Here is a 13,651-nt window from a genome sequence, read left to right as displayed (position 1 = left end):
ACGTCAAGCCGATCCAGGACGTCGGCGAGCGCCCCCGCCATCCGTTCCTGGTCGAACGGCTCTCGGGGACGACCGAAGCGCCCGAAACCCGGAAGATCGATCGAGTGAACGTCGCGCGTGCGTGCGAATTCGCGATGCAGTCGGACGAAGTACCGGTGCGACATCCCGATCCCGTGGATCAGGACAACGGGAGGGGGCGCGTCGTCCGATCGTGGCGCCACAGAGGAGTAAACGCGAAAGCGTCCCACCGCGACCACACTTCTGCGCACACCCACAGCCTGACAGGTGCGTGTTCGACGCGCGGACGGTTGACCGCGGAGATATCCGCGGGTACGTGAGCGGACCGGACAGGTTCGACGCGCGTTGCACGCCGAACCCGCTTTGGCAAGGGGGAACAATGCGGCCGGACAGGGGCGTAGGCATGGCACCTCAGCCCCCACACATTGGAGAAACCGTGTACTTCCACGTTCAGCGACTCATCAACGAAATCGAGCAGGACCAGCCGGACCCGGCAGCCGCCAACGCACTGCAGGAGGGCCTCGGCGGACAGTTCGGCGAGATGCGCACCATGATGCAATACCTCTTCCAGAGCATGAACTTCCGTGGGCCCGAGGCAAAGCCGTACCGCGACCTGATCCAGGGCATCGGCACGGAAGAGATCAGCCATGTCGAACTGATCGGCACGACGATCTCGCGCCTGCTCGACGGCGCCCCGGAGTACCACGGCAAGAAGACCGACCCGGTCGACAAGCCCGGCGCGGGCGGGGCGATCCCCCTGAACATCGCCCTGTCGGAGGGCAACATCCACCACTACCTGGTGGGTGCGCAGGGGGCGATGCCGGTCGACGCGGCGGGCAACCCGTGGCTCGGCAGCTATGTCTACAACTCGGGAAACCTCGTTCTCGACATGCTCTACAACCTCATGCTCGAGTCGACTGGGCGCCTGCAGAAATGCCGCCTGTACGAGATGACCGACAACAAGACGGCACGTTCGACGATCGCCTACCTGATCGTCCGCGACCAGGCCCACGAGAACGCCTACGCCAAGGCGCTCGAGACCCTCGGCGTCGACTGGAAGGTCGCGCTGCCGATCCCCAAGACGAACGCCGAGCGGTTCCCCGAGGTCAAGAAGCTGCTGGATGCCGGCCTGCAGAGCAAGCAGTACTCCTTCGACCTCACGGATGCGTCCGAGGCGGGCAAGATCTTCCAGGGGATGTCGCCGTCGAAGGACGGCACGAATCTGGATGCCTCGGAGCAGGCGCCCGAGGGCGCGCCCCTGACGATCTCACCCGAGCGGCTCGAAGAGTTCTCGCCCGGAGCGGACAAGGACCTGCGTGCCCTGATCGAGGCGACTGCCGCAATGGAGATGGCCGACATCGACAACACGTTCGGCGCGATGAAGTAGAACCCATGGATGTGCTCGGCGTCAGCGCGCGAACACATCCATCCCGAGGTCGGGGTGGTCGACGAATACGCCGTCTACCCCGGCCGCGCGGATCACACGCCACTCCGCTTCGTAGTCGCCGAGCGCCGCGGCACCACCCTTGCCCCGGAAGTCCGCGACGAGAAACGTATTCTCGGGACGGCATGTCCAGGTGAAGACCTTCAGGCCGCGGGCGTGCGCGTCATCGATCACGCGCGTCGGCCCCGTCATCCTCCCCAGCTTGTTCGGGGCCAAGATGACGCGCTTGTCGACGCTGATCCCGTCGAACCGCCCGACCAGAGCATCGAGCCCCGCCGGCTGCACGGTCTGGCGGTAGGTGGGCGCCTCATCCCCGTGAGCGGCGACGAGGTCCCAGGGTCGCCCGCCGGCTTCTATGAGGTAGACGTACTGGGCGCGCAACCCGCCCTCTCGAAGCCGCTCGAGCACGGTCGATTCGAACGCCTCGATCACGACCCCGGGCGAATCGGACCATCCGCTTGCCCGCAGGTCCGCCTGGACGAGCGGCACGACGTCGAGGCCCACGCCCGCGAAATACGTCGCGTGCTTGATCTCGAGCACGACGCCGATCTCGCGATCCTGCTCTGCGGATGCCGCGCGAACCAGCTCGAGTACGTCCGTCAGGCGCAGGATCGGCTGCTGATCGTCGAAGCTCGCACTGGCGGGCCGGATCTTCGGCAACCGCTCGCGGCACTTCAGCGTCGCGAGCTCGGCCCAGGTGAAGTCTTCGGTGAACCAGCCGGTCAAAGCGGTTCCGTCGACGGTCTTCGTCGTACGTCGGTCGGCGAACTCGGGTCGGGTCCCGACATCCGTCGTTCCCGAGATCTCGTTCTCGTGCCGCACAACCAGCACGCCATCGCGCGTCGGCACGACGTCGGGCTCGACCGCGTCCACACCCATCGCGAGAGCCAGGTCGTACGAGGACCGACTGTGCTCGGGGCGATACCCCGGGGCACCCCGGTGACCGATCACGAGGGGGCGGCCGAGCGAGCGGTCGAGACGCATGTTTCCAGGCTATCCGCGGGCATCCGCCCGACCGCGCGAATGACGGATGCCAGGGGTCCCTCATAGCCCTCTCACAGCAGATGACCACGACCGTGGGATGGCCGTCAGATATCGTTGATAAACAGCACACCGCTGTGGACCCCAATTTTGGAGTGTGAGCCAGGCCATGGCCCTCAATAACCCCGCGTTCAACAACCCGGCGTTCCAGGACCCCCGCGCCGTACAGACCTACCCCGGTGGATCGCAGGCAGCGAACCTCCGTGGTGCGTCCTCGACTGCTTCCGCCTCGCGCGCAGGCATCGATGTCGGCGCCCAGGCGCAGATGGAGGGTGCGTACGCCGCCCCCGCCGCCGGAGCCCACCAGACCGACCGCATGACGGTCGAAGACACCGTCGTCAAGACCGTCGGTCTCTTCGCCATCCTTCTCGTGACCGCCGTCGTCGGCTGGGTGTGGACGCTTGGCGCCCTCTCCCCCGCTGAGTCGACCAGCCAGAACATCCTGCCGCTGGTCATCGGTGGCCTCGGCGGCTTCGTTCTTGCCATGGTGATCATCTTCACGTCGCGCAAGAAGGTCCGCCCCGCCCTGATCTTCGCGTACGCGGCCCTCGAGGGCCTCTTCATCGGCGGCATCTCGGCGATCTTCGAGTTCCAGTTCACGGGCATTGTCGTCCAGGCGACGCTCGCGACCCTCGCGGTCGTCGGTGTAACCCTCGCGCTGTTCGCGAGCGGCAAGATCCGCGCCTCCAAGCGTGCGACCAAGATCTTCCTGGTCGCGATGGTCGGCTACCTCGCCTTCTCGCTGCTGAACCTCGTCCTGATGTGGACGGGTGTCTCCGACAGCGCCTTCGGCCTCCGCAGCGAGCCGAGCCCGCTCTTCGGCATCCCCTGGGGTGTCCTGATCGGTGTGTTCGTGGTCATCCTCGCCGCGTACTCGCTCGTGCTCGACTTCGACCAGATCCAGCAGGGTGTCCGCAACGGCGCCCCCCGCCAGCTCGCCTGGATGGGCGCGTTCGGCATCATGGTCACGGTCGTGTGGCTGTACGTCGAGATCCTGCGCATCATCGCGATCGCCCGCGGCAGCAACTAGCACCGCTTGCGTATGGGGGGTCGTCCGGATTCGGACGGCCCCCTTTTGCGTCCCCGCCCCGGTCATTGAGCGAGCGCCGCGAGTCGAAATGACGACGCTTCGCAAACCGCACGCGGGTCTGGCCCGCGGCATCCGTCCCGCCTAGCCTGAGGTGATGGCTTCTTCCGCTCCCGCCGAGATCCTCGACATCGACGGCCACGAGGTGCGCGTCAGCAATCCGAGCAAGGTCGTCTTCCCCGAGCCGGGGCTCACCAAGCTCGACATCGTCCGGTATTACCTGGCGGTCGCAGACGGGGCGCTGCGAGGGGCCGGCGGTCGCCCGATGGTCCTCAAGCGCTTCGTGAAGGGCATCGGCGCCGAGGCGTTCTTCCAGAAGCGGGTACCCGAGAATCACCCCGACTTCATCGACACCGCGACGCTGCGGTACGCGTCGGGGACCTCGGCCGAAGAGGCCGTCGTGCGGGATGCGGCGGGCCTCGCCTGGATCGCGAACCTCGGATGCCTCGACCTCAACCCGCATCCGGTGCGCGCCGAAGATCTCGAGCACCCCGACGAGCTGCGCATCGACCTCGACCCGATGCCGGGCGTGGCGTGGGAGCAGATCGTCGACGTCGCGATGATCGCGGGCGAGGTGCTGGCCGACCACGGGCTCGTCGGATGGCCGAAGACCTCCGGTTCGCGCGGGCTGCACATCCTGGTCAGGATCGAGCCGCGCTGGACGTTCCGCGAGCTGCGCGCCGCGGCCGAGGCGCTGGCCCGCGAGGTTGAGGCGCGTGCGCCCGGACTCGCGACCGCCCGGTGGTGGAAGGAGGCGCTGGAGGCGCTCGAGCGGTGGCGGGCGGAGCATCCCGCGGCGGCTGCGGCGCTGCATCCCGCGGACGAACTCATCGACGGCATGCGCGGCAGCTCGTCGCTCTGGTACCGCGTGCGCGTCAATCTGCAGCACGTGCCCGAAGAGGAGCGTCCCGAGCAGGGGCCCCTATTGGGCGACTACGACCCGTGGGCCGGTCGCGCCTTCCCCGGCCGCTGAGCTCACTCCCACTCGATGGTGCCCGGCGGCTTCGACGTGACGTCGAGCACGACCCGGTTGACATCGCGCACCTCGTTGGTGATGCGATTCGAGATCTTCGACAGCACGTCGTACGGCAGGCGGGTCCAATCGGCGGTCATCGCGTCCTCGGACGAGACGGGCCGCAGGACGATCGGATGTCCGTAGGTGCGGCCATCACCCTGAACACCGACCGAGCGCACATCGGCGAGCAGCACGACCGGGCACTGCCAGATCTCGTCGTCGAGGCCCGCGCGGGTCAGCTCCTCGCGGGCGATGGCGTCGGCATCACGCAGGATCTCGAGGCGGTCAGCGGTAACCTCACCGACGATCCGGATGCCGAGACCCGGCCCCGGAAAGGGCTGACGGCCGACGATCACCTCGGGAAGGCCCAGCTCGCGGCCGATCGCACGCACCTCGTCCTTGAACAGGGTGCGCAGCGGCTCGACGAGCTCGAACTGCAGGTCTTCGGGCAGACCACCGACGTTGTGATGCGACTTGATGTTCGCCGTGCCGGAACCGCCGCCGGATTCGACGACGTCCGGGTAGAGGGTTCCCTGCACGAGGAAGCGGATGGGTTCGCCGTCGGCCGCAGCCTCGAGCACGAGGTCCTTCTCCGCGGCCTCGAAGGCCCGGATGAATTCGCGCCCGATGATCTTGCGCTTCTGCTCCGGGTCCGAGACCCCGGCGAGCGCGGTCAGGAACTTCTCCCGCGCATCGACGGTGACGAGGCGCACACCGGTCGAGGCGACGTAGTCCTGCTCGACCTGCTCGCGCTCACCCTTTCGCAGCAGACCGTGGTCGACGAAGATGCAGACGAGCTGATCCCCCACGGCCTCGTGCACGATGGCCGCCGCCACGGCGGAGTCGACCCCGCCCGACAGACCGCAGATGACGCGAGCCGAACCGACCTGCTCGCGGATACGCGCGACCTGCTCGGCGATGACGTTTCCGCTGTTCCAGTCGGCGGGAAGGCCTGCGGCCTTGTGCAGGAAGTTCTCGATGACCCGCTGGCCGTGGTCGGTGTGCTTGACCTCGGGATGCCACTGCACCCCGTACATCCGGCGCTCGTCACTGCCGAAGGCCGCGACCGGGGTCGCCGTCGTCGAGGCGAGCACAGTGAACCCCTCGGGTGCCTTCGAGACCTGGTCGCCGTGGCTCATCCACACGTTCTGCGCGGCGGGCTGGCCGGCGAGCAGCACTCCCCCGTCGCCCGCGACCGAGGCATCCGTCGCCCCGTATTCACGCAGCCCGGTGTTCGCGACCTCGCCGCCGAGCGCCTGGGCCATGACCTGGAAGCCGTAACAGATACCGAGTGTGGGCACATCGAGGTCGAACACGGCCGGGTCGAGGGCCGGCGCACCGGACTCGTAAACCGACGACGGTCCGCCCGAGAGGATCAGCCCCACCGGGTTGCGCGCCGCGATGTCGGCAGCGGTGGCGGTGTGCGGCACGATCTCGCTGTAGACCCCGGCTTCGCGCACGCGCCGGGCGATCAGCTGCGCGTACTGCGCGCCGAAGTCGACGACCAGGACGGGACGCTGAGAGGTCTCTGTAGCTTCGGTCAACGCGGGCCTTCCGACGCGGGTGCGGATGCAGGGGTGGGTGTGGAGGATGCTTCGGATGCCTCGCGCTCGGCGAGGTACGTGCGCACCTCACGCGCGACGCGTGCCTCCATGAAGAACGACAGCAGCGGCACGATGCCGCCGAGGGCCAGCACGATGAAGCGCAGGAACGGCCAGCGCATCAGGCTCCAGATGCGGAAGCACGCGAAGAGGTAGACGACGTAGAACCAGCCGTGCGCCACGAGGATCGCGAGCGAGACGTTGATGCCGTCGCCCGTCGAGACCATTTCGCAGGCACTGCCGGGGAAGAAGAGCGAGTACCACTCGCAGTCGACGCCGGCGATGACGGTCGCGAACCAGAGGAAGCCGCCGGAGCCGCCGAGAAAGAGTTCGAGGTGGATCGGGGTGTACTTCAGGATCATCTCGGCCACGAGCAGCAGCAGCCCGACGCCGGTGATGATCGAGGCGACCTGGTAGAACTTCAGAGCCCCTCGGATCGCCGGAAACGAGGCGAGTTTGGGGGCACGTGGCATGGGCCCAGTCTACCGGCGGTGGGCGGTCACGCGTTTCGCGCGGATCCCGGGTTCGGTGCGCTCCGGAGCCGGATGGCTCAGGATGCCTCGGCGCGGGCGTCTTCCAGATCTTCGAGTTCCTTCTCCCACGCGTCGCGCGCGAGGCGGTACCAGAGGTAGAACGCGAATCCCGCGAACACGGCCCACTCGGCGGCGTAGAAGATGTTGAGCCAGTTGACCGTCGAGGCCTCGTCGGGCGCCCGGGATGAGATCGGCACGAGCCCAGCGTCTTCGGCCGTGCCGCCCGGCTCGAGCATCGCGAGGTACGGGCGGTAGACGAGCAGGCGGTCGACGTCGTGCCACTCGCTCAGCAGGGCGGCGGGCGACATCCGCGTCATCTCGCGGGGGTCCGCACCGCGCGGCGGCAGCTGCGGTCCCTCGTCGGAGATGACACGTCCGGTCACCTGCGTGGCAACACCCGCCGCCGTGGTCGCCGCGACCTCAGACAGCTCGGATGCCGCGGCCTCCGCCTGATCGAGAGTGGGAGCCCATCCGATCGCGACGGCGATCGACGTGGGGTTGAGCGTGCCCTCGATGCGCAGCTGCCCGGTGACCCAGTAACCCTCGGCGCCGTCGTTGAAGCGCGACGTCACGACCAGGAAATCTTCGGGCACCCAGGTTCCGGTGGTCGTGACCTGCTGGCCGACGAGGGGCTCTTCGAGGTACGCCCCGGGCTCGACGACCTCATCGAGCGGACGGACCTCCTCCGTCGCGCCGACGGCGGGTGGGTCGGTGTCGATCGCTCGTTCGAGTTGCCACTGACCGAGCCACGCGAACGCCCCGGCGACGAGCAGGCACAGCCCGAGCATCGCGAGCCACTGCGGACGCAGCAAGACCTCGCGCAGCGTCGGCGGAAAGACCTCGGGCGCGTCGGGGGCCGGACCCAAGGGACCGGGCTCCGCGCTCACGCCGCTCACTCCACTCATCCGGCGGAGTAGGGCGCGACCACGACCTCCACGCGCTGGAATTCCTTGAGGTCCGAGTATCCCGTGGTCGCCATGGATTTGCGGAGGGCGCCGATCAGGTTCGCGGTGCCATCGGCGACGGGCGCGGGACCGTACAAGATGCCCTCGAGAGATGCGACCTGGTCGACGCGGACGCGGTGGCCGCGGGGCAGCTTGGGGTGATGCGCCTCGGGTCCCCAGTGAAAACCCTGGCCCGGCGCATCCGTCGCCCGTGCGAGCGCGACGCCGAGCATGACGGCGTCCGCACCCATGGCGAGGGCCTTCACGATGTCACCCGAGGTTCCGACTCCCCCGTCGGCGATGACGTGCACGTAGCGCCCACCCGACTCGTCGAGGTAGTCGCGGCGTGCGCCCGTGACGTCGGCGACCGCGGTCGCCATGGGGGCGTGGATGCCGAGGGTCACCCGTGTCGTGGACGCAGCACCCCCGCCGAACCCGACGAGAACTCCGGCGGCACCGGTGCGCATCAGATGCAGGGCGGCCGTGTAGGTCGCGGCGCCTCCGACGATCACGGGGACGTCGAGGTCGTAGATGAACTTCTTGAGGTTGAGGGGAGCCGAGACGCTCGAGACGTGCTCAGCCGAGACGGTCGTGCCCCGGATGACGAAGATGTCGACACCGGCCGCGACGACGGTCTCGTACAGCTCCTGCGTGCGCTGGGGCGTGAGGGCGCCGGCCACCGTGACGCCGGCCGCGCGGATCTCGGCAAGACGAGCGGTGACGAGCTCGGGCTTGATGGGCTCGGAGTAGAGCTCCTGCATCCGGAGCGTGGCGTCGCCGTCCTCACGACCGGCGATCTCGGCGAGCAGGGGCTCGGGATCTTCGTAGCGCGTCCACAACCCCTCGAGGTCGAGGACGCCGAGGCCGCCGAGCTGTCCGAGCATGATGGCGGTTTTCGGGCTGACGACCGAGTCCATCGGGGCGCCCAGCACCGGGATGTCGAACTGGAAGGCGTCGATCGACCAGGCGGTCGAGACGTCCTCGGGGTTGCGCGTGCGCCGCGAGGGCACCACCGCGATGTCGTCGAAGGTGTACGCGCGTCGCGCTCGCTTTGCGCGCCCCAGTTCGATCTCCATGCTCACCCACCCAGCCTACCGGCTGGCCCCGACACCGCCCCCGGTCGGGATGCCGCGCGTCGACCCGTCACGAACTGCTCGATCTGCTACGGATATGGAGCGGTTCGTGACAGCTCGATCCGCAGGCCGATCAGGCGACGGAATAACGCCCGGATGCCACAGCTCGGGCCCGAGCCTTGGCCGCCTCTTCTTCGCGGTTCTTCGGCGGGGTCACGGCGACCAGGTCTTCGAGCAGGTGCCCCGTGATGTGGGCGATGTCGTGCACGGCGCGATCGAAGGCCTCCTGATTGGCCTTCGATGGCTTCGTCGTGCCCGCGACCTTGCGGACGTACTGGAGCGCCGCCGCATGAACTTCGTCGTCGGATGCAGCGGGCTCGAAATTGTGGAGGGTTCGGATGTTCCGGCACATGCCTACGAAGGTACGCCGACTCGCGGCATCCGTCACGGGGTCGTTCAGTCGCCCTTACCGCGGAACAAGCGGGTTCCGAGCCGATCGAGGAAGAACAACAGGAAAGCCAGCGAACCGATGAACGGTGCGAGAAGGACGACGAGGGCGCAGATGACGAGTGCGCTGAGCGCGCCGCGACCGTACGCCTTCGCGTCGGCATCCGAGAGGTCGGGGAGCATGGTGGACCGGTTGCGCACCGCCCACATCCACTGCAGGTAGCTGGTCAGGATCGCGAAGAAGAACGCCACCGGCATGAGCAGTCGCCCGGCCAGCCAGCTCGAGTACTCCGTGGTCAGGCTCGTGGCGAAAGGCACGAGGACGATGAAGAGCAGGCGCACGTTGTTGAGCCAGATGATCGTGGAATCGACGCGCGCGATGTGCTCGAACTGCTGGACGTTCGTCATCCAAAGCAGGCACAGCAGCAGGAAGCTCAGGGCGAAATTGAGGAACAGCTCGCCCATGCCGCCGAGCGCGGACCACATGTCGGCGTCCGAACGGATGGGACCGAAAGCATACGTCGTCAGGTCGAGCACCAGCAGCGTCGCCGCGATCGCGAACACCCCGTCGGTGAACGCCTCGAGCCGGCTCGTGCCCTGGGTCGCCGCGGGATGCCGTCGTGTCCGGATCATGCCGCCAGCGTAGCGACGAAAGGGCGGTGCGTGAGGTTCACGCCGGCCGCGAGAAGGCGGCCGTCGCCGGCGCGATCACGCGGCGCCGACGCCCCCCGCGGCGACGGCGTCGGCGGCGCGCTGGTTCGCGATCGCCTCGGCGTCCTCGGCTTCGGGCTGGGCGGGCTCCCCCAGGCTCATCATCAGGCGATTCGCCCATGCGAAGAACGCGGTCGCCTCGACGACGTCCTGGATATCGGCGCGCGAGAGACCCACCTCGACCAGGGCGCGGACGTGGTGCGCACCGAAACGCGGCGGAGATGCCGTGAGCGCGGCCGCCGCGTCGACGATCGCCCGCCACCGCGGATCGTCGAAATCGGCGTCGACGCCCTGCTCGAGCAAGCGCTCGACCGCGTCGGGCTGCCCGGTGAAGGTCACGGTGAAGCGCGAGTGGACACTGGTGCACAACTCGCAGCCGTTCAGGCGCGAGGCCACGGTGGCCGCGAGTTCGCGCTCGCCACGTGGGATCCCCGGTCGAGCGAGGAAGATCGCCCGATCGAGTGCCGTGCGCGTCGAGAGCCCCTCGGGATGCCACGCCAGCAGCCGGAAGTACGGCGAGTCCGGCCAGACACTCGTTTCATAGGCGTTGATCTGCTCTGCGGATCCCGTTTCGGGCCCGACCGGTTCGATCCACGCGTGCCAGGCGCGCTCGGCGGTCGTGAATCGGGTGCTCACGGGTTGACCCCCTCGTCCGCCCCGTCGAAGGCATCGTCGAGGACCCGCAGGGCATGGACCACCCGGGTCTGGTAGGTCACGAGACCGACGATCTGGCCCATGACCACGATCTCGGCCGCACTCCAGCCGGCTGCCCGCAGACCGTTCAGGTCGTCGGCCGTCGCGGCGGCGGGCCGCGCGACGAGCAGGTCGACGTATCGCAGCGCCGCACGCAGGGCACGACCGGCGCGCGCGGCGGCCTCGCCGTCCGGTCCTTCCTGGACGAGAGCGGATGCCTCGGGCACGTCGGCACCGTCGAGATAGAACTCGGTCGCCGCGGCGTCGCCGTCGACCCAGGCCGCCCGCGCCGCCACGAGATGGCGGAGGCCGCGGCCGACTCCCGGCACCGGGTCTTCGGCGGGGACGCTCAGGAGGGCCTCGTAGGCGGCCTGTGCCGCCGCCCGCACCGCGGGCCGGTGATCGCGCGGTGCGTCGCTGCCGACCTCGGCGATCGTCAGGATGACATCACTCATGGCTTCCTTTCGCGCGGTCGTCGGGCGCCGCATCCGCAATCCCCTCGGGCTCGACCTCGCCCGCGTCGGTCGTGACCGTCCGGCCGAGGTACGCCTCGCGCACGCTCGGGTTCGTGAGCAGTTCCGCCGCGGTCCCCTCGACCGCGATGCTGCCCGTTCGCAGCACGTAGCCGCGATCCGCGATGCTCAGCGCGAGCTCGGCATTCTGCTCGACCATGAAGACGCTGACCCCGAGCTCGCTGTTGATCGTCGAGATGCGCTCGAGGACCCGTTCCACCACGACCGGGGCCAGGCCCATGGTCGGTTCATCCATGCAGATCAGGCGCGGTCGGCTCATCAGCGCCCGCCCGAACGCGAGCATCTGCTGTTCGCCACCCGACATGGTGCCCGCGCGTTGACCGCGACGCTCTGCCAGCCTCGGGAAGAAATCGTAGATCTCGTCGAGCGTCCGGCGGACGAAACGATCGCGGCGCACGTAGGCGCCCGCCAGCAGATTGTCCTCGACCGTCATGTCGCCGAACACGCGCCGCGCCTCGGGGACCGAGGCGATGCCCGCCGCGATCCGGCGGGGTGTGCTCCACCGCGTGATGTCCTGACCGTCGTAGAGCACGCGACCGCGCACCGGGCGGACGAGCCCCAGCACGGTCTTCATCGTCGTGGACTTGCCCGAGGCATTGCCGCCGAGCAGCGAGACGATGCCGCCCTCGGCGACACGGAGAGTCACGTCCACGAGCGCGGGGCTCGGGCCGTAGTCGACGCTGACGTCGTCCAGAACGAGCAGATCGCTCATGTGTCGGCTCCTTCGGCGAAAGCCTTGCCCAGGTATGCCTCGATGACGCGGGGATTGCGGCGCACCTCGTCGGGCGTGCCCTCGGCGATGACCCGGCCGTCGTCGAGCACCAGCACACGATCCGAGAGGGTCATCACGAGATCGAGCTTGTGCTCGACGAGCAGGATCGTCTGCCCCGCCGCCTTCAGGGCCAGCAGTTGCTGCAGCACCTCGGTGGTCTCGGTCTGGTTCATGCCCGCCGTCGGCTCATCGAGCACCAGCAGTTGGGGACGCGACACGAGCGCCCGAGCGATCTCGGTGCGGCGCCGGTTCGCGTACGACAGCGAGTACGCGTAGTCACCGCGACGGGGCGCGAGCCGCGACCCGAACCTGTCGAGTTCGGCGGTGACGCGCTCTTCGTCGTCGCGGTCCTGGCGCCGCCGGGCCGCGCCCGGAATCAGCGCCGACATCGTCTCGGCGAGCAGCGGAAACCAGCGGAGTCCCGGGATGCCGCGGAGTCTCGCGAAGGGACGACCCACCGTCTGTGCGGGCTCGAGGCCGACGAGCACGTTGTCCGCCACCGTGAGGTTTCCGATCACGCGCCCGTTTTGGAACGTGCGGGTCAGCCCGAGCCGTGCGATCTCGTGCGGCTTTCGGCCCGAGATCCGCTGCCCGTCGAGCTCGACGGTGCCCGCGTTGGCCCGCAGCACTCCGGTGATGATGTTCAGCGACGTCGTCTTCCCGCTGCCGTTCGGGCCGATGATCGACACGACCTCGCCGCGGCCGATGTCGAGCGAGACGTCGTCGACGACCGTCAGCCCGCCGAATCGCTTGAGCAAGCCCGTCGCGCGCAGCAACGGGGGCGTGCCGGTCGTGCTCACGATGACCCCTCCCGGCGCGCGCGTCCGCCGCCCCGGACGGCAGTGGTGACACGTCCCCAGACCCGCGCGATCCGTTCGGAGTACGACCACAGACCCTGGGGGCGCCACAGGATGAGCACCAGCAGCAGCACGCCGTAGAACAACAGCCGCCATTCGGCGAAGCCGCGGAAGAATTCGGGGATGCCGACGAGGATGATCGCGCCGATGATCGCACCCATCGGCGCACGCAGGCCACCGAGAATCGCGATCGTGACCGCGAGCACCGACAGCGAGATGCCGAACTGCGCGGGCTCGATGAAGGTGACCTGCGAGGCGTAGAGCGCCCCGGCGAACCCGGCGAGCACCGACCCGAGGCCGAAGGCGAGCGACTTGTACGCGGCCGGATGGATGCCCGAGGACGCGGCCGCGACCTCGTCCTCGCGCACGGCCGCCCAGGTCCTGCCGAGGTGCGAGGCGCCGAGGCGTCCGACCACGAAGACCGCGGCCACGAGGATCCCGAAGGTCAGCAGATACATCGCGGGCGCCGAAGAAAGCGTCAGCCCGAAGAGCGAGGGCCGCGGGATGCCGTAGATCCCGCGCGCGCCGTTCGTGATGGCGGGAAGATTCAGGGCCAGCGCGGCGATGAACGCGCCGGTGGCGAGCGTGGCCATCGACACATAGTGTCCGCGAAGACGCCACGTCGGCGCGGTCAGCGCGACGCTGAACACGGCCGCGAGCAATCCCGCGGCCCCGAAACTGGCCCAGAAGTCCCAGCCCGCCTTCGTCACGAGCAGCGCCGAGGTGTACGCGCCGATCGCGAGGGCACCCGCCTGTCCGAGCACGATCTGTCCCGCGAATCCACCCGCGATCGTCACCGACAGGGCGAAGAGCGCGTAGATCCAGACCAGCGCACCGGTCCGCAACAGGTAGTCGCTCGAGACGAGGGGCAGCAGCGCTCCG

At 68.7% G+C, this 13,651-nt stretch carries 16 protein-coding genes; 3 read left to right on the top strand and 13 right to left on the bottom strand.

Translation table 11 applies throughout. The features are described from left to right. The coding region (locus MIC448_RS16765) for an alpha/beta fold hydrolase (protein ID WP_243420055.1) at window positions 1-221 on the bottom strand (221 nt) is incomplete at its 3' end. A gap of 233 nt (window positions 222-454) precedes the next feature. Here MIC448_RS16765 and MIC448_RS15410 point away from each other — a divergent pair. After that, window positions 455-1,405, top strand: a complete 951-nt coding sequence (locus MIC448_RS15410) for a manganese catalase family protein (protein WP_036301746.1) — start codon at window positions 455-457, stop codon at window positions 1,403-1,405. A gap of 21 nt (window positions 1,406-1,426) precedes the next feature. Here MIC448_RS15410 and MIC448_RS15405 read toward each other — a convergent pair whose 3' ends face one another. Next, the gene (locus MIC448_RS15405; RefSeq protein WP_036301743.1) at window positions 1,427-2,446 is read right to left on the bottom strand and encodes a glycerophosphodiester phosphodiesterase family protein; all 1,020 of its coding nucleotides are present in this window, start codon (window positions 2,444-2,446) and stop codon (window positions 1,427-1,429) included. 166 nt (window positions 2,447-2,612) lie between these two features. Here MIC448_RS15405 and MIC448_RS15400 point away from each other — a divergent pair, with 166 nt between their 5' ends. Continuing rightward, window positions 2,613-3,533: a Bax inhibitor-1/YccA family protein gene (locus tag MIC448_RS15400; RefSeq protein ID WP_036301741.1), complete on the top strand. Its 921-nt coding sequence runs from the start codon at window positions 2,613-2,615 to the stop codon at window positions 3,531-3,533. A gap of 151 nt (window positions 3,534-3,684) precedes the next feature. Continuing rightward, the gene (locus MIC448_RS15395) at window positions 3,685-4,563 is read left to right on the top strand and encodes a DNA polymerase domain-containing protein (protein ID WP_373457238.1); all 879 of its coding nucleotides are present in this window, start codon (window positions 3,685-3,687) and stop codon (window positions 4,561-4,563) included. 2 nt (window positions 4,564-4,565) lie between these two features. Here MIC448_RS15395 and guaA read toward each other — a convergent pair whose 3' ends face one another. The 11 genes from guaA to MIC448_RS15340 form a co-directional block, all read right to left on the bottom strand. Next, window positions 4,566-6,149 carry a glutamine-hydrolyzing GMP synthase gene (guaA, locus tag MIC448_RS15390; RefSeq protein WP_036301737.1) on the bottom strand — a complete coding sequence of 528 codons (1,584 nt, stop codon included), beginning with the start codon at window positions 6,147-6,149 and terminating at the stop codon, window positions 4,566-4,568. After that, on the bottom strand, window positions 6,146-6,679 hold the full coding sequence (locus tag MIC448_RS15385; protein WP_036301735.1) for a DUF3817 domain-containing protein: 534 nt from the start codon (window positions 6,677-6,679) through the stop codon (window positions 6,146-6,148). Before MIC448_RS15385 ends, guaA begins: the two co-directional genes overlap by 4 nt. Before the next feature lie 77 nt (window positions 6,680-6,756). Beyond that, window positions 6,757-7,551 (bottom strand): SURF1 family protein, encoded by a 795-nt coding sequence (locus tag MIC448_RS15380; protein WP_243420054.1) that lies wholly within the window; start codon window positions 7,549-7,551, stop codon window positions 6,757-6,759. Window positions 7,552-7,640: 89 nt separating this feature from the next. After that, the gene (locus MIC448_RS15375) at window positions 7,641-8,759 is read right to left on the bottom strand and encodes a GuaB3 family IMP dehydrogenase-related protein (protein WP_036301733.1); all 1,119 of its coding nucleotides are present in this window, start codon (window positions 8,757-8,759) and stop codon (window positions 7,641-7,643) included. A gap of 130 nt (window positions 8,760-8,889) precedes the next feature. Beyond that, on the bottom strand, window positions 8,890-9,168 hold the full coding sequence (locus MIC448_RS15370; RefSeq protein WP_036301731.1) for a DUF2277 domain-containing protein: 279 nt from the start codon (window positions 9,166-9,168) through the stop codon (window positions 8,890-8,892). Between the two features lie 44 nt (window positions 9,169-9,212). Next, window positions 9,213-9,836, bottom strand: coding sequence for a TMEM175 family protein (locus MIC448_RS15365; RefSeq protein WP_036301729.1), 624 nt, complete (start codon window positions 9,834-9,836; stop codon window positions 9,213-9,215). Between the two features lie 75 nt (window positions 9,837-9,911). After that, window positions 9,912-10,550, bottom strand: coding sequence for a peroxidase-related enzyme (locus tag MIC448_RS15360; protein ID WP_051514187.1), 639 nt, complete (start codon window positions 10,548-10,550; stop codon window positions 9,912-9,914). Next, window positions 10,547-11,062: a hypothetical protein gene (locus MIC448_RS15355; protein ID WP_036301728.1), complete on the bottom strand. Its 516-nt coding sequence runs from the start codon at window positions 11,060-11,062 to the stop codon at window positions 10,547-10,549. The genes MIC448_RS15360 and MIC448_RS15355 overlap by 4 nt, the downstream gene beginning before the upstream one ends. Further along, complete coding sequence (locus MIC448_RS15350) at window positions 11,055-11,852, bottom strand: ABC transporter ATP-binding protein (RefSeq protein WP_051514185.1); 798 nt, start codon at window positions 11,850-11,852, stop codon at window positions 11,055-11,057. Before MIC448_RS15350 ends, MIC448_RS15355 begins: the two co-directional genes overlap by 8 nt. Continuing rightward, complete coding sequence (locus MIC448_RS15345; RefSeq protein WP_036301725.1) at window positions 11,849-12,712, bottom strand: ABC transporter ATP-binding protein; 864 nt, start codon at window positions 12,710-12,712, stop codon at window positions 11,849-11,851. Before MIC448_RS15345 ends, MIC448_RS15350 begins: the two co-directional genes overlap by 4 nt. Then, window positions 12,709-13,651: branched-chain amino acid ABC transporter permease (locus MIC448_RS15340; RefSeq protein WP_144238077.1), on the bottom strand; the 943-nt coding region annotated here is incomplete at its 5' end. The genes MIC448_RS15345 and MIC448_RS15340, both read right to left, overlap by 4 nt.

It is taken from the genome of Microbacterium sp. C448 (assembly GCF_000582705.2).
GTDB lineage: Bacteria > Actinomycetota > Actinomycetes > Actinomycetales > Microbacteriaceae > Microbacterium > Microbacterium lacus_A.
The sequence above is the reverse complement of the archived record's forward strand: the minus strand, read 5'-3'. Positions and strand labels throughout refer to the sequence as shown.